The organism is Variovorax beijingensis, from assembly GCF_003951285.1.
Lineage (GTDB): Bacteria > Pseudomonadota > Gammaproteobacteria > Burkholderiales > Burkholderiaceae_C > Variovorax > Variovorax beijingensis.
Map to the genome: position 1 here is coordinate 64,217 of NZ_RXFQ01000025.1, position 14,898 is coordinate 79,114.

The 14,898-nt window shown below is 68.2% G+C and carries 14 protein-coding genes; 1 reads left to right on the plus strand and 13 read right to left on the minus strand.

Translation table 11 applies throughout. The annotated features are described in order from the left end of the window. Window positions 1–163: 163 nt before the first annotated feature. From EJO66_RS29415 to EJO66_RS29475, 13 genes are all read right to left on the minus strand, one after another. Window positions 164–1,420, minus strand: coding sequence for an NAD(P)/FAD-dependent oxidoreductase (locus EJO66_RS29415; protein WP_125966870.1), 1,257 nt, complete (start codon window positions 1,418–1,420; stop codon window positions 164–166). Between the two features lie 61 nt (window positions 1,421–1,481). Further along, a complete protein-coding gene (locus EJO66_RS29420) occupies window positions 1,482–3,233 on the minus strand; it encodes a thiamine pyrophosphate-binding protein (protein ID WP_125966871.1) in 1,752 nt (583 codons plus the stop codon). Window positions 3,234–3,324: 91 nt separating this feature from the next. After that, window positions 3,325–4,455, minus strand: coding sequence for a saccharopine dehydrogenase family protein (locus EJO66_RS29425; RefSeq protein WP_125966872.1), 1,131 nt, complete (start codon window positions 4,453–4,455; stop codon window positions 3,325–3,327). A 135-nt stretch (window positions 4,456–4,590) separates the two neighbouring features. Continuing rightward, the gene (locus tag EJO66_RS29430; RefSeq protein ID WP_125966873.1) at window positions 4,591–5,517 is read right to left on the minus strand and encodes an SMP-30/gluconolactonase/LRE family protein; all 927 of its coding nucleotides are present in this window, start codon (window positions 5,515–5,517) and stop codon (window positions 4,591–4,593) included. Window positions 5,518–5,579: 62 nt separating this feature from the next. Continuing rightward, window positions 5,580–6,467 (minus strand): amidohydrolase family protein, encoded by an 888-nt coding sequence (locus tag EJO66_RS29435; RefSeq protein WP_125966874.1) that lies wholly within the window; start codon window positions 6,465–6,467, stop codon window positions 5,580–5,582. Window positions 6,468–6,474: 7 nt separating this feature from the next. Then, entirely contained in the window at window positions 6,475–7,431 is a 957-nt protein-coding gene (locus tag EJO66_RS29440; protein WP_124960859.1) for a Bug family tripartite tricarboxylate transporter substrate binding protein, read from the minus strand. Window positions 7,432–7,485: 54 nt separating this feature from the next. Beyond that, the gene (locus EJO66_RS29445) at window positions 7,486–8,463 is read right to left on the minus strand and encodes a Bug family tripartite tricarboxylate transporter substrate binding protein (protein ID WP_125966875.1); all 978 of its coding nucleotides are present in this window, start codon (window positions 8,461–8,463) and stop codon (window positions 7,486–7,488) included. Window positions 8,464–8,492: 29 nt separating this feature from the next. After that, the gene (locus tag EJO66_RS29450) at window positions 8,493–9,419 is read right to left on the minus strand and encodes an NAD(P)-dependent oxidoreductase (RefSeq protein WP_124960861.1); all 927 of its coding nucleotides are present in this window, start codon (window positions 9,417–9,419) and stop codon (window positions 8,493–8,495) included. Beyond that, window positions 9,416–10,105, minus strand: a complete 690-nt coding sequence (locus tag EJO66_RS29455; protein ID WP_124960862.1) for an RraA family protein — start codon at window positions 10,103–10,105, stop codon at window positions 9,416–9,418. The genes EJO66_RS29450 and EJO66_RS29455 overlap by 4 nt, the downstream gene beginning before the upstream one ends. Window positions 10,106–10,146: 41 nt before the next feature. Continuing rightward, entirely contained in the window at window positions 10,147–11,133 is a 987-nt protein-coding gene (locus EJO66_RS29460; protein WP_125966876.1) for a Bug family tripartite tricarboxylate transporter substrate binding protein, read from the minus strand. Beyond that, on the minus strand, window positions 11,130–12,038 hold the full coding sequence (locus EJO66_RS29465) for an amidohydrolase family protein (RefSeq protein ID WP_124960864.1): 909 nt from the start codon (window positions 12,036–12,038) through the stop codon (window positions 11,130–11,132). Before EJO66_RS29465 ends, EJO66_RS29460 begins: the two co-directional genes overlap by 4 nt. 28 nt (window positions 12,039–12,066) lie before the next feature. Then, a complete protein-coding gene (locus EJO66_RS29470) occupies window positions 12,067–13,077 on the minus strand; it encodes a Bug family tripartite tricarboxylate transporter substrate binding protein (protein ID WP_124960865.1) in 1,011 nt (336 codons plus the stop codon). A gap of 135 nt (window positions 13,078–13,212) precedes the next feature. After that, window positions 13,213–14,118 (minus strand): LysR family transcriptional regulator, encoded by a 906-nt coding sequence (locus EJO66_RS29475; protein ID WP_240648880.1) that lies wholly within the window; start codon window positions 14,116–14,118, stop codon window positions 13,213–13,215. 358 nt (window positions 14,119–14,476) lie between these two features. Between EJO66_RS29475 and EJO66_RS29480 the strand changes: the two genes are divergently transcribed. Continuing rightward, window positions 14,477–14,710 carry a hypothetical protein gene (locus EJO66_RS29480; protein ID WP_124960867.1) on the plus strand — a complete coding sequence of 78 codons (234 nt, stop codon included), beginning with the start codon at window positions 14,477–14,479 and terminating at the stop codon, window positions 14,708–14,710. Window positions 14,711–14,898 lie beyond the last annotated feature (188 nt).

Genomic DNA, 14,898 nt, shown 5'->3' on the forward strand with positions numbered 1-14,898 from the left:
TTCGTCAGGATCTCGCGAAGTTTTCGTCATACCGTCATCCCGGGCATGCGAAACGACCATTTCCGCGAGAGGCCCGTGAATGTCCTGGTCGCAATACGGGCACGCTCGGGGTCCCGGATCGGTGCGCTCCCATCTCCAGGAGATGCAGATGCGCTGGCGGCTTTCAGTCCAGAAACCGTGAAGGCCGGAACGGCGCAGGATCGAACGCGCAGGCTTCGCCGGCCATCATCGCGCCAAGGAGCGCAGCGGTGCCCGGACCGGTGTTGAAGCCGATGTGCTGATGGCCGAATGCGAGCCAAAGGCCTGGGCGGCCCGGGCATTCGCCGATGATCGGGCGGCTGTCCGGCAGCGTGGGGCGGCTGCCGAGCCAAGCCTCTTTTTCAAGGCGCTCCTCGAGCGGAAACGCCTCGCGCGCGGCGCGCTCGGCCAGGTCGAGCTGGGCGAGGTTCCGGGGCGCCTCGCGATCGGTCAATTGCACCCCGGTGGACAGGCGCAGGCCCTGTTCCATCGGCGAGAGCACGTAGGCGCCGCCGGTGTCGTACACCGGGCGCCCGAGCGAAGCGCCGCCGGCGGCCGCGTAGTGCATGTGGTAGCCGCGCTCGTACGCCATCGGCACCGACAGGCCCAAGGCCTTCTTCGCGAACTCCCGGGTCCATGGCCCCAGCGCGAGCACGACGCGCGAGGCCTCGTGAAGCGTGCCGCCGTCTTCGCTGAGCTGCCAGGCATCGCCTGCATCCGAGCGGCGCAGTCCGCCGATCGATGCCTGTCGGATGCGGCCTCCGCGGGCAGTGAAAAGCCTTGCATAGGCCTCGACCACCTGGCCCGGGCTGTCCACCGACGCCGTGTCCTGGATCCACAGCGCGCGCGGGAACAGCGGCTTCAGATGGGGCTCCAGCTGCGCGAGCTCTCGTGCATCAAGCACCTGCGTCGCGATGCCGAACTTCTTGAAGGTGTCCCGCGAGAGCTGGCTGCCGAGAAAGCCTTCCTCGCTGCGGTAGAGAAAGAGCCAGCCCGTGGTGCGCAGGCGATGCGCCGCGCCCGCTTCGCCCAGCAGCCGCAGGTGCTCCGACGTCGAAAGCCGGATCAGCGCGTCGAGCGCCGCGGTCGTTTCATGAAAGACCGCCGCGCGCGTGTTGGCCAGGAACTTCAGCGCCCACGGCAGGTTCTTCGCGAGGAAACGCGGGTTGTAGCGAAAGCCCGTAGAGTTGTTCTTCAGCAGCCTGGGGAGCGAGGACCGCAATCCCGGATGGTTGAACGGCATCAGCGAGCTGCGGGCCATCACGCCGGCATTGCCGTAGGAGGTTTCGCGGCCGGGCGCGGCGCGGTCGAAGACCGTCACGTCGAAACCCCGCCGCTGGAGCTCGAGGGCACTCGACACGCCGACGATTCCGGCGCCGAGCACGGCAACAGTGTTCTTCATTCAGGCCAATCGGTTCATTCGCCGAAAAGTCTATCGCGAACCGTCGGCGGCGCGATCCGATCTACAGATAGGCCACGTCTTCCGGCGCGAGTGCCAGCGGATCGAGCTTCTTTTTCGCCAGCCATGAATACACGGGCGGCACGCGGTCCGCGAGCGATTCGATGTGAATGTCGATGAGGCAAGGGCCGTCGTAGGCGAAGGCCTCATCGAGCGCCTGCATCAGTTCGTCGGGCGTGGCGGCCGTCCAGGCCTTGATGTCGAAGGCCTCGGCAATGGCCCGGCCGCGCGGCGGCAGGAAGTCCACGCCGAAGCATTCATCGTGGCCCTTGAGCCGGTGCAGCCCCTTGATCCAGCCGAAGCAGCCGTTGTTGAAGAGCATCAGCAGCGCCGGCACCTTCTTGCGAACCAGCGTCTCGAGCTCGCCGACGGTCATGTTGAAAGAGCCGTCGCCGAACATGCCGATCGGCCGGCGCGTCTTGTCGGCATACCAGGCGCCGACCACCGCGGGAATCGCCGAGCCCAGGCCGCCGAAGGCGCGCGGTATCACGAAGCGCGTGCGGCGGTCGCCGATGCGCAGGAAGCGCGTCATGTAGGGCGTGGGCGTGCCGGCGTCCGAGAGAATGTGCACGGCCTGGCCGTACTTCTCGAGCTGCTTGCCGAACTCGCGCACCACGCGCTCGGGCCGCAGCGGCACGTCGTCCAGCGAAAGCACGCCTTCGGCATGCTCCCAGAAGTTCGCGCGGTAAGTGTTGAGATGGTCGACCCAGGGCGTGTGCTTCGAGCCATCGAAATCGACGGGCGCTTCGTTCAGGATCTGCTTGAGGACCAGCTGCGCATCCGCGGCGATCGACAGCAGGTTCTCGTAGTTGTTGGCAAGGCGCTCGGGGTTGATGTCGATCTGCACGACGCGCTTGTTGAGGGTCGACTTGGGGAAGGTCCAGCCCACGGTGACGACGGATCCCATGCGCGAGCCGACGAAGATCACCAGGTCCGATTCCTCGAGCGCGCGGTTGGCATGCGGATGAAAGCCGTTGTCGCCAATGACGCCGATGGCCAGGCGGTGGTCGTCGGGCAGCGCGCCCTGTCCCGTGATCGTGTTGACCACGGGCACGTTGAGCTTCGCGGCCACCTCGGTGAGCGCACTGCCGGCGCAGGAGCGGTTCACGCCGCCGCCCGCGACGAAGAGCGGCTTCGAGGCCTTGCGCAGCAGGGCGAAAAGCTCGCCCACCTTGCCGGGCGCGGGTGCCATCGGAAAGGCCGGGAAGGTCCTGCATTCGGGCTCGGCGTGCAGCGAGATGGTGTCGGGGTCGATCTCCGCCAGCAGCATGTCTTCCGGAATCTGCAGGTGCACGGCGCCGGGCGTGCCGGAGCAGGCCACGCGGAATGCGCGGCGCATGATCTCGGGCAGCTTCTCGGGCGATTTCACCTGTACCGACATTTTCGTGACGGGTTCGAACAGCCTGGCGCAGTCGAGCTCGGTGATCATGCCGCGGCCTTCGCCCGGCAGCGGCAAGTCGATGGTCAGCAGGATGACCGGCACCGAAGAAGCATTCGATTCGGCCAGCGGCGGCAGCGAGTACATCGCGCCGGCGCCCGAGGGGCATTCGAAAATCCCGGGCTTGTCGGTCAGCCGCGCATAGGCGTCGGCCATGTAGCCGGCCGAGCGCTCGTCGCGGGCCATGACGTGCTCGATGTCGCCCTGGCGGCGCTGCAGCGCCTCGTAGAAGGGCACGTTGGTGTCGCCGGGCACACCGAAAAGCACGTCGACGCCGTAGTTGATCAACATCTGCACGAGCACGTCTGCACCACGCATGGCAAAACTCCAGTCCGGGATTGAAAAAGAAAGACAGGGGCGAGCCGGGGCCTTGCGCTCCCCGGCCACGGCTTGCACCGAGCGTTCAGGCTCAGGCTTCGGCGAGCTCCTGCTGCGAAGGGCTGGAGGCGCTCACGCCGAGCCCCTGGTAGTAGTGGCCCACGCGCGTCGAGAGAAAGGCCTCGAGCGGCACCTGCTCCTGCCCGACGAAGCCGGCGCGGGGCAGCTTGCCCTGCTGCAGCAGCTCGAACACGCCGACCACGCCGGCCGCGGTGGTGAGCTCGATCGCGGTGCGGTCCTTGCCGCGAAGCCTGGCGCCGAACACGCGGCCCAGGCGGGTTTCCTGCTCGAAGCGGCCGCCGCGCATGCCCGAGGCCGACGCGAACACGATCACCACGTCTTCGCGGCTGTGCGGCACCGCATGCTCGAGCACCTGGCGCAGCAGGTCGCGGCGCTCGATCAGGCGCAGGTCGTGCAAGAGAAAGTTCATCGCATCGCGGTGGCCCGGATAGCGGATGGTCTTGTAGTCGAGGTTGCGCACCTTGCCGCGCAGCGTCTCGCACAGCGTGCCCAGCCCGCCGGATGTATTGAAGGCCTCGAAGGCCTCCGCGTCGAGCGTGAAGGTCTCGTGGCCCTCGAGTGCCTGCACCGACACGAGCTGGCCATTCACGATCGCATCGCAGGCGTTGCAGTATTCGTTGATGACGCCGTCGATGCTCCAGGTGAAGTTGTAGCGAAGGCTGTTGGTGGCATTGCGCGTGAGCGCGCCGACGCGCAGGCGCAGGTCGTAGAGCTCGTCGAAGTGCCCCGCCAGGTGCCCGCCGAGCATGCCGATCACGCCCGGCGCGAGGCCGCTTTGCGGCATCAGCACCGACGTGGCTTCGTTGGAAAGCTGGCGGATGGCATGCGTGGCCGCCACGTCTTCCGTCAAGTCGAAATAGTGCACGCCCAACCGCGCCGCCTGGGTGGCAACGCGCGCGGCCAGGAAGAAGGGCAGCGCGTTGATGACCACCGCGTGCGAGGCCAGCTCGCCGGCCAGCGCCGCCTCGTCTTCCACGTTCAGCGTGATCTGCCGCACCAGCGGATCATTGGACGGCGTGCCGGCGCGCTGGTCGGCCAGCGTCACCGGGATGCGGTGGTATTCGGCGATCATGTCCGCCACCGTGCTGCCCACCTTGCCCGCACCCAGCACCAGAACATTCTTGACGTGTAGCTTCGACATTTTGTTTCTCCAGAAAGGAGCTGCGGCTCCGTAGAGAAAATGTAGAAGCGAAGGCTGGCAGGCGGTAGAGAGCAGAGCGTCGAAGGCGGCAGTCTTCTCGTCGTTTCGACGAAGCCGCATGACGTTTCGAAGGACTCAGGCCCCGGGCGGCCCGCGGTGCAGCAATGACCCCGGTGTATCCAGCTGCGCCATCAGGATGCTCCCATGGGTCGAATCGGTCACGTAGAGCGTGCATCGGTCCTTGCCGCCGAAGGCCAGGTTGGTCGTGGAGGCCCCCGCCGGTCCCCGAAGAACGGCGACCGGCTCGGCACGGGCATTCAACAGCCAGACATAGCCCAGGCCCGGGTTGGCGACGAGCACGCGTCCTTTCGCATCGACCGCCAGCCCGTCGGGGCCGCTCGGACCGTACGAGGTGAAGAACTGGCTCACCTTCGCGACGCTGCCGTCGGCCAGCAGCGGTACGCGCCACACGCAGTTGCCGCGCGTCACCGCAAGGTAGAGCAGCTTGCCGTCCGGCGAGAGCGCCACGCCGTTCGGGCTGGGTACGTTGCCCAGCAGAAGATCGAGCTGCCCGTCCGGTCGCAGCCGGTAGAGGCGGCCCGTGGGATCGTGCAGCCCGGTCTGGCCCTGGTCGGTGAAGTAGATGTTTCCCTGCGCGTCCAGCACCAGGTCGTTCACGCCCTTGAAGCGCTCGGTGTTGCGCCGCTGCAAGTGAGACGCGACGGTGCCGGTGCGCACGTCGATTCGCATCAGGCCGTTCTTGTAGTCGGCGACGAGCAGTGTGTGCGCGTCCAGGAACTTCAAGCCGTTCGGCTCGCCGTCGTATTCGGCCGCCAGGGTCCACGCGCCGGCCGGGTCGATGCGGAAGATGCGGCCGAACGGGATGTCCGCCACGTAGAGGTTGCCGGCCTCGTCGAACACCGGCCCCTCGAGGAACGAGTCGGTGGCCTGGCCGCCGCGGTTGGCGTCGGCCCAGGCGCTGGGCTCGCGCCGGCGCAGGGCGTCGGGCATGCGTGTGAACACTTCGAGTTCTCGAACTTCGGGGGGGTGCAGAAGGAACAAGGGAGTCTCCGTTGCGGCGTCGGCGCCGCTGGGCAGGAAGAAATGCGCGACGCGCGTGGCGGTCAGGCCTCGCCGAAGCCGTAGAGCCGTGCCGGGTTGTCGACGAGGATACGGTCCATCACGCCATCGTCGCCGCACCAGGCGCGCAGCACATTCACCAGGTCGGCATCGTCGACCGTGTCCGGCGCCTCGGTGGTGTGGGGCCAGTCGCTGCCCCAGAGCATGCGCTCCGGCGCGGCCTGCACCAGCGCACGCCCCAGCGCATGGGCGTCGCCATAGGCCGGGGCGCCCTCCCGCGAGCGCATGTAGACGCCGGACAGCTTCACCCAGGTGTTGCCCCTGCCGAGCAGCCGGCGCAGCGTGGCGAAGGCGGCGCCGGCTGGGCCGTCGGCGGGATCGATGCGCGCCATGTGGTCGATCACGAGCGGGGTGGGCAGGGCCTCGAGCACCGGCGCCAGTTCGACCAGCTGCCCGGGGTGAACGAAGACCTGGATGTGCCATCCAAGCCGTGCCGCCTTGCGCGCGAGCGCCGCCAGCATTTCCGGCGTGGTGGCGCCCCAGGACTGCGGCGTCACGAAGTTCACGCGCAATCCGCACACGCGCTGCGCCGCGAAGCGCTCGAGCTGCGCATCGTCCACCTCGGCACCGACCACCGCGACGCCGCGCGCGCTCGTCCCGAGCTGCGCCAGCGCGTCGAGCATGCAGGCGTTGTCGGTGCCATAGGTGGACGGGTTCACGACCACGGTGCGCGACGTGCCCAGCCGCTGCTGGAGCTGGCGATAGGCGGCGACCTCGGCGCGGGGCGGCTGCCGCTTCCAGTGCCGCGAGGGCGCGAACCGCGGATCGAAGATGTGCATGTGGCTGTCGCAGGCGTCGGCGGGCAGCCTGCGCGACGGGCGGTCGAGCCCGATCGAATGCGGCACGGGATGCGCGAGCGGGAGATCGGCCATCGGCGCGTCAGTCGAGCTTGATGTTGCCCTTGCGGATCACCTCGGCCCATTTCGCGTCTTCCTTCTTCAGGAAGGCCGCGAACTCGGCCGGCGTGGAGCCGACGGCCTGCACCCCGACGTCGGTGAAGCGCTGCTTCACCTCGTCTTCCTTCAGGACCTCGACCAGCGCCTTGTGCAGCTTTGCAGCGACGGGCTCCGGCGTGCCGGCCGGCAGCAGCAGGCCGTTCCACTCGAAGGCCTCGTAGCCGGGAGCGACCGATTCGGCCACCGTCGGCACGTCCGGCAGACGCCTGGAACGCTCGGGCGACGACACCGCGAGAGCCCGCAGCTTGCCCGAGGACACCAGCGGATAAGACGCCGCGATGGTGCTGAACATGAAGTCGACCTGGCCGCCGGTCACGTCGACGATGGCGGGGCCGCCGCTCTTGTAGCCGACGTGCACCATGTCGAGGTCGAGCCGCTGGCGCAGCAGCTCCGCCGCCAGCCGCTGCACGGTGCCGCTGCCGCCGGAGGCGAAGTTCAGCTTGCCCGGCGCGGCCTTGGCCCTGGCGACCAGGTCCTTCACGTCCCTGATCGGCGACTCGGCCTTGACGATGAGGATGTTCGGCGCCAGCGAGACCAGCGCCAGCGGCTGCAGCGCATTGGCTGCGTACGGCATGCGAGGGAACAGGTGCGGATTGATGGAGTAGGGCGTGGCGTCGTAGAGCACGGTGTAGCCGTCGGCCGGGGCCTTGGCGGCAAAGCTCGCGCCGATGGTCCCGCTCGCGCCGGGGCGGTTGTCGACGATCACGCTGGTGCCCAGCTTCACGCCCATGCGCACGGCGAGCACGCGCGCCAGCGCATCGGCCGAGCCGCCGGGTGCGTAGGGGACGACCAGGGTGATCGGGCGCTCGGGAAAGGCGGCATGCGCCGAGGCGGCAGCCAGGAGGGCAATCGCCAGTACGCGGCGGATGAAGGTTTTCATGTGTTGTCTCGATGAATGGTTGGGTAGACAGGAGCAGGAGCGCAGCGCATCCACTCACTCTGCTTTCAGGTCGAGGGCGCGTGCGAGTTCGCCGTAGGCTTTCACTTCGTTGGCGAGCTGCGCACCGAACGCGTCGGCACAGGTGCTCCGCGCCTCCATGCCGAGCATCCGGAACTTCTCCACCGTCGCGGGCGCGCTGGCGAACTCGGTCGCCACGCGCTGCAGCGCGGCCAGGACCTGCGGCGGCGTCTGCGCCGGCGCCAGCAGGCCATACCAGGCATCGGCGGCGTAGCCCTTGATGCCGGCCTCCTCGAAGGTCGGCACGCCCGGCAGCAGTGCCGAACGCTTGGGCGCGGCGACCGCGAGTGCGCGCAGCTTGCCGGCCTGCACCTGCGGGAGGACCGACCCCAGGGTTGCGAAGGAACTGTCCACCTGCCCGCCCATCAGGTCGGTCATGGCCTGGGCTGCGCCCTTGTAGGGAATGTGGTTCATCGAGGTGCCGGTCAGCCGCGTGAACCGTTCGCTCGCGAAATGGCCGGAACTGCCGCTTCCCGGCGTGGCATAGGTGCGCTTGCCGGGCGCGGCCTTCACCTCCCGCAGAAACTCGCCGACCGTGTTGGCGGCCATCGTCGGCCCGACCACCAGCACCGTCGGACTCGCTGCCAGCGAACACACCGGGGCGAACGAACGGACCGCGTCGAATTTCACCCGATGGCTGTAGAGCGCCGGGATCATCGTGTGGTTGGTCGCGCCCAGCAGCAAGGTATAGCCATCCGGTGCGGCCGCGGCCACGGCTTCCGCTGCCAGGATCGTGTTGGCGCCCGGCTTGTTGTCGACCACGAAAGGCTGGCCGAGCGCGCGTGCCGCATGCTCGGCGAACGCGCGCGCGACGGCGTCGGTCGGGCCGCCCGCGGAAAAGCCCACAAGGATGCGTACCGGCTTGGCGGGCCAGGCGGTCTGCGCGGCGGCGGGCAGTGCCGTGCACAGCCCCATCGAAATGGCCAGCGACACCGTCGCCAGATGGATCTTCATGGCTTGTCTCTCGTTGTTCGAAGCGGCGTTCAGCTCGTGGCCGGCTGGCGGGCGAGCACCTGCAGCACGTTCTTCGCTGCGCCGACGCCCATGTTCACATAGGCATCGCCGGTCACGCCGCCGATGTGCGGGCTCAGCACGAAGTGCTTCTCGCCCTGGAACGGATGGCCGGCGGCCATGGGCTCGGCCGCGAAGCTGTCCAGGCCCGCCATGCCGACCTGGCCCGAACGCACCGCGGCCAGCAGCGCCGCCTCGTCGACGAGGCCGCCGCGCGCGGTGTTCACCAGGATCACGCCGCGCCTGCACCGGGCCAGCGTGTCGGCATTGACCAGGCCGCGGTTGTCTTCCGTCAGCGGGCAGTGCAGCGAGATCGCATCGGACTCGCGCCAGATCGCCGGCAGGTCGACGGCCGTCACATGGGGCGGAAGATTCCCGGCATAGGGATCGAAGCCGATCACGCGCATGCCCAGCGCGTCGGCCATGCGGGCAAAGCGCAGTCCGATCGCACCCAGGCCGATCAGCCCGATGGTGCGGCCGCCGAGTTCCAGGCTCTTGTGCGTGGCCTTGTCCCAGTGGCCGGCATGCATGCGCGCGTCCAGCGCCACCACCGACTTGGCGCACGCCAGCAGCAGGGCCAGCGCCTGCTCGGCCACCGCGGCGGCGTTCGCGCCCGCGGCCGCGACCACCTCGATGCCGCGCGCCTGGGCCGCGGCCTTGTCGATGGTGTCGGTGCCGCTGCCGTGCTTGGAGATCACGCGCAGCGAGGGCGCCGCGTCCATCACCGCGGCGCCAACCTTGCCGTAGCGCACGATGATGGCCACGGGGTCGTGCGCGCGGCACAGCGCCACCAGGTCGTCCTCGGTCGGCGCCTTGCCGGCATAGACGATCTCGTGGCCTTCGAGCAGCGCGATCGCCTGCGGCGCCAGGTCGGCGCCGGTCACAAGGATGGTGCTCACAGGGCCTCTCCCTCCTTGAGCACGCCGGCCGTGCGCAGCGCGCTGTTCAGCCACTTGGCCGCGGTGTCGCCTTCCTTGATGGCGGCAATGCGTGCGGCCTCATCGCCGACCTTGCGGGCCGCCGCGGGCAGCAGCGCCTCGATCTTCTCGCGCTCGACCACCACCACGCCGTCGGCGTCGGCGATCACGAAGTCGCCCGGGCGCACCGTGACATCGCCGACCGAAACCGGGTGCCCGATGCGCCCGGCGATGCTCTTGGTCGGGCCGTTCGGGTTGGTGCCCACGCAGAACACCGGGTAGTCCATCTCGTCGATCTCGAGGCTGTCGCGGCAGGCGCCGTCCATCACCACGCCTGCGATGCCGAGCTTCTGGCAGGCCGTCATCATGATCGTGCCCATGAGCGCCGAGCCCTGGTCGCCCTTGCCGTCGATCACCAGCACATCGCCGGGCCGGGCCATCGCGATGGCGGCATGGATCATGAGGTTGTCGCCGGGGCGCACCTCCACCGTGAAGGCGGGACCGGCCAGCTTCATGCGCGGGCGCAGCGCCTTGATGCGGCCGTGCATCGCGCCTCGGCGGCCGGCCACGTCGGCCAGGATGGCGGGCTGGAACTGCGCGGCCTGCGCCACGATGTGCGCGGGCACGCGCTCGAAATTGCGAATGATGTCGGGAGGATTGGAGGACATGGGTTTTCTTTCGGGAATGAAACAGGTGTGGGTGGAGGGACTCAGTCCATCCGGACGCCGGCGTCCTTGATGACCCGGCCCCACTTGGCGAGGTCGGCTTTCTGGGTGTCGGCAAGCTGCTGGGGCGTGCTGCCGACCAGCGTGATGCCGAGCCGGTCGGCCATGGCGGCAACTTCGGGATCCTTCAGGATGCGCACGATCTCCTGGTTGAGGCGCCGCACCACCGCTGCGGGCGTGCCGGCGGGGGCATAGACTGCCTGCCATTGCTCCACCACGAAGTCCTTGAAGCCCGCCTGGCTCATGGTCGGCACGTCGGGCAGGGCCTTGAGCCGTGCCGCCGAGGTCACGGCCAGCGCACGGAGCCGGCCGCCTTGGATGTGCGGCAGCGCTGCGGCCACTGGCGCGAACATGAAGGTTGCGTGGCCGGCAAGAACGTCCTGGATGGCCGGTGTATCGCCCTTGTAGGGCACGTGCGTCATGCGCACGCCGGTCTGCAGACGCAGCAGTTCGCCCTGCATCTGCAGGATGGTGCCGGTGCCGCCGGAGGCGAAAGACAATGTGTCGGGCTGCGCCTTGGCCTGCTCCACGAGCTCGCGCACAGAGCGGAAAGGCTGGCTGCTGCCGACCACCAGCACGTGCGGGATCGTTCCGATCAACGCGACGGGCTCGAAGGCCTTGATCGGGTCGTACTGCATCTTCGGAACCAGGTTGGGCACGATGGCCTGCGGTCCGATCGAGGTTCCGAGCAGGGTGTAGCCGTCGGGTGCGGCCCTTGCGACGAAGGCGGATCCGATCGTGCCCGTGGCACCAGCCTTGTTGTCGACAACCAGTGTTGCGCCGAGCGACGCGCCCAGGCGCAAGGCGATCGCGCGCCCCAGGATATCCGTCGTGCCCCCCGGCGGATAGGGCACCACCCATGTCATGGGGCGGCCGGCTGGCCAACCGCCTTGCGCCTTGGCAGGCGCTGCTGCAATGGCCAGAAGCGACAGGGCGATGGCGGCAAGGGCGCGCCGACGGAACAGGGTCATGATTGTCCTTTGCGGGGAGGGAGATCGAAGCCGTAGAGCACGGCCGGGTTGTCGACCAGCACGCGCCGCAGGGCAGCCGCGTCGCCGGCCCATTGCGCGAGCAGTTCCATCTGCCGGGCGTCGTCGGGCAGCGGTTGATGACCTGCGGTGGCCGACGCATGGGGCCAGTCGCTTCCCCATACGACGCGCTCGGGAGCGGCCTGCAGGTAGCCGCGCGCCAGCGGCGCGACGTCGGCATAGGCTGGCGGGCCGGCTTCGCTCACGATGTAGCCGCCCGACAACTTCACCCAGGCGCGGCCTGTGTCGAGCAGACGATGAATCAGCCGATGGGCCGGATGCCGTCGTGCAAGCGACGGCGGGATGCGCCCCAGATGGTCGAAGACGACGGGGACCGGCAACCGCAAGAGCCGGCTTTCGAGTGCGGCCAGAGTGTTCGGCGCAGCCAGCAGTTGGAGGTGCCATCCGTGTGGCGCTGCACGCGCCGCCAGCGCTTCGAGCTGCTGCGGCGAATTCGCGACCCCCAGCGAGAGGTTGAGGCGAATGCCACGCACACCCGCGGCATGCAGCATCTGGAGTTCCGCATCGCCAACGAGTTCGTCGACCACGGCGACGCCACGCGAACCCCCGCCATAGCCGGCCAGCGCCTGGCACATCGGGCGGTTGTCGGTGCCATAGGTCGATGGCGTCACGAACACCACCCGTTCGGTCCCGGTGCGCCGCTGCAGTTGCCGATAGTCGGCGACGCTCGCGTCCGGCGGCATGAGCCGCGCGCCCGGCGCGGCGGGAACGCGCCCGTCGTACACGTGCACATGGCAGTCGCATGCGCCGGCGGGCACGCGGACGCGCGTGCGGCCCTGTCCCGCAGAGAACGGTGCTGTCACCTTCTCTTCATCCAGCGTCTGCATGGCGAGCCTCGATCCGCTGCGGCTTCGGTCAATCGACCTTGGCGCCCGATTCCTTGACGACCTTGCCCCAGCGCACCGTTTCTTCTCGGATGTAGGCGCCGAACTCCTCCGGCGTGCTGCCCTTCACCTCGGCGCCCTGGCTCGCGAGCTTGTGCTTGACCTCGGGGTCCTGCAGCGCCTTGTTGAATGCCGCATTGAGCTTGGCCACCACGTCCTTCGGCAGGCCGGCCGGGCCCGCAACACCGAACCAGGTCGCGGCCTCGAAGCCCTTGTAGCCCGACTCGTCCACCGTCGGCGCATCCGGCAGGTCGGTGGTGCGCTTGCGCGAGGTGACGACGATCGGGCGCATCTTGCCGTTCTTGATGTGCCCGATCAGCGTCGGCACCGAGGACATGTACATCTGCACCTGGCCCCCGATCAGGTCGGTCGACCCTTGCGCGGCGCCCTTGTACGGCACGTGCGTGAACCTGACATTGGCGGTCTTCTGGAAGAGCTCGGTCGCCAGGTGCGCCACCGTGCCGCTGCCCGAGCTCGCGTAGTTGAGCGCCTCGGGCCTGGCCTTGGCCGCGGCCACCACGTCGGCCAGCGTCTTGTACGGCGAGTCGGCCGCCACCACCAGCACCAGCGGCGCACTGGCAACGAGCCCGATCGGTGTCAGATCCTTTTCCGGGCTGTACGGCAGCTTGGCGTAGAGCGTGGGATTGATCGCCAGGTTGCTGGTCTGGCCGAGCACCAGCGTGTAGCCGTCGGGCACCGCCTTGGCGGCCGCGTCGACTCCGAGGTTGCCGCCCGAGCCGGGCTTGTTGTCGATCACGATCGACCAGCCGTTGCGGGTGGCGACCTTGTTGGCAACCTCACGCGCGATCAGGTCGGTGCCGCCGCCGGCCGGGAACGGCACGATCAGCCGGATCGGCCGCGACGGATAGGAGCCCTGCGCAAAGGCGCCGGCAGGCGCGAAGAGGGTGGCGCCGGCCACCAGGGCTGCGGCGGCGATGGCAAGACGGCGCGAAGCGCCGGCACGAAGCGGGAAAGAGGGCATGAACTTGTCTCCTGTGGCCGAACTGCCCGGCCCTGTGAAGCGGGTCCGGTGCGTTCGATGGAGGCAAGTATTCGCGCTGGCCTGCTAGCGGTCCAATCGATAATTTCTTGGAATCGATAAATGCCGCTTTGGGTATCAGCGCGACCGAAAACGCCCGTGTTTGGCCAGCAGCACCACCAGGCGTTGCGCCGCCGGCGAAAGGTATCCGCTCTCGCGGTAGGTAACGACCATGCGTCGGCGCATCGTCACGCCCCTGACCTTCACTTCGCGCAGCGCCGCGCCCGAGCGGCCTTCCTGCAGGTGCAGCCGCGAGATGAAGCTCAGCAGGCCGGTCTCGTCGATCAGGCTCGGAAGCATCAGCAGCATCGTGCTTTCCACCTGCACCTGGGGCCGCGGCAGGTGGCTGCGGTCGAAGGTCTGGTCCAGCCAGTCGCGCGTCGGCGCGCCGGGCGGCTGCAGCACCCAGCGGTAGCCAGCGAGGTCCTTGAGCGTCGGCCTCGTCTTCTTGAAGATCTCGTGCGAGCTGGTCGCGGCAACGACGATCGGGTCTTCGGCGAGCAGCTTCGAGGTGAAGCCCGGCTCCCGCGTGCCCTCCGTGCCGACCATCAGGTCGATCTCGCCGGCCCGCAGCAGCGGCGTCAGGATGTCGCCCAGGGCGACCGTCGTGCGAAGCGTGATGCCCGGCGCCTCGCTGATCAGCTCCCGCGCCGCCGGCGGAAGCAGGAACTGCGCGGCCGTGGGCACGATGCCGATACGGATGTTGCCGGCCAGGCCGCGGCCGATGTCGCCGATCTCGCGGCGCGCGCTCTCCACATCGAAACGCGTGCGCTGCGCCCACTTGAGCAGGGCCTTGCCGGCGGCCGTGAGGCGGATGCCCCGGCCCGTTCGTTCGAACAGGGCGGCCCCGCAGGCCTCCTCCAGGCGCCTGACGCAGCTCGTCAGCGCAGGCTGGGTGCGGTGCAGCCGCTGCGAGGCACGGCCCATGTGCTCGAGCTCGGCAATGACCTCGAAGTACTGCAGGTCGCGCAGATCCAAAAACATCTCCTGGTTTGCTCGTGCGCAACGTGTGGCGCCGGGGCCTTCGAGCGCATGGTCTGGTCCCGCGAAGGGGAATACGGGCTGCTCGCAATATAGCGCCCTGCATCGCGGCGATCGGCCTCCCGTTCGGCGTGGGCGCATGGCCGGCCGCAGGCGGCGACGGGCTTCCTTCCGTTACTCCGCGGGGCGCGGCCGCCCATCGCAAAGTCATCTGCCCTTCATGTCGGGAAGCAATACTGCAATGGATGCTCGTCGGCGCTGGTAGAGGTTGCCTTTGGCACCCGCCTGCAGTGCGGGTCCTCGAGGCCGGCGGCATCTCATCGATCGCACATCAGGGCGATCACCGAATCAGGAGATTGCCATGACCATGGACCTGCTCCGAAGCATCGCATCGACCCGCCTGCCCAAGTCGATCACCTCGCCTGAAGACATCGACAGGGTCAGGATCCTGAGGGCGGCCGGGCTGGTGGTTGCATTCGTTCCCGCACCGTCGCGCCCACTGACTCTCTCGGGCATCGAGAAAGTTGCGCAGGTGCTGACCATCACGCAGAAGGGCTACGACGAGCTGCGGCGATCCTGCAGCTCGCATGAATGAAGGCGACGAAAAATAATTCAAAAGCAATATCGCGTCGGAAATTACTTCGTATTGCTGACGGAAAAAATTCACGAACGAGTTTTAAAAAATTTCGAAGGTGGTTTTTGGTCATGCACGAGTAACGGACTCTTACTAGAGTCACTGTTGATCAATGACTCTCAATGACCTCAGGAGAAATCACCATGGCG

Coding starts and splice junctions, on each gene's coding strand:
- EJO66_RS29455 (WP_124960862.1), bottom strand. CDS start 10,105: ATGTCCTCCAATCCTCCCGACATCATTCGCAATTTCGAGCGCGTGCCC.
- EJO66_RS29425 (WP_125966872.1), bottom strand. CDS start 4,455: ATGTCGAAGCTACACGTCAAGAATGTTCTGGTGCTGGGTGCGGGCAAG.
- EJO66_RS29480 (WP_124960867.1), top strand. CDS start 14,477: ATGACCATGGACCTGCTCCGAAGCATCGCATCGACCCGCCTGCCCAAG.
- EJO66_RS29415 (WP_125966870.1), bottom strand. CDS start 1,420: ATGAAGAACACTGTTGCCGTGCTCGGCGCCGGAATCGTCGGCGTGTCG.
- EJO66_RS29470 (WP_124960865.1), bottom strand. CDS start 13,077: ATGCCCTCTTTCCCGCTTCGTGCCGGCGCTTCGCGCCGTCTTGCCATC.
- EJO66_RS29460 (WP_125966876.1), bottom strand. CDS start 11,133: ATGACCCTGTTCCGTCGGCGCGCCCTTGCCGCCATCGCCCTGTCGCTT.
- EJO66_RS29465 (WP_124960864.1), bottom strand. CDS start 12,038: ATGCAGACGCTGGATGAAGAGAAGGTGACAGCACCGTTCTCTGCGGGA.
- EJO66_RS29435 (WP_125966874.1), bottom strand. CDS start 6,467: ATGGCCGATCTCCCGCTCGCGCATCCCGTGCCGCATTCGATCGGGCTC.
- EJO66_RS29420 (WP_125966871.1), bottom strand. CDS start 3,233: ATGCGTGGTGCAGACGTGCTCGTGCAGATGTTGATCAACTACGGCGTC.
- EJO66_RS29445 (WP_125966875.1), bottom strand. CDS start 8,463: ATGAAGATCCATCTGGCGACGGTGTCGCTGGCCATTTCGATGGGGCTG.
- EJO66_RS29440 (WP_124960859.1), bottom strand. CDS start 7,431: ATGAAAACCTTCATCCGCCGCGTACTGGCGATTGCCCTCCTGGCTGCC.
- EJO66_RS29475 (WP_240648880.1), bottom strand. CDS start 14,118: ATGTTTTTGGATCTGCGCGACCTGCAGTACTTCGAGGTCATTGCCGAG.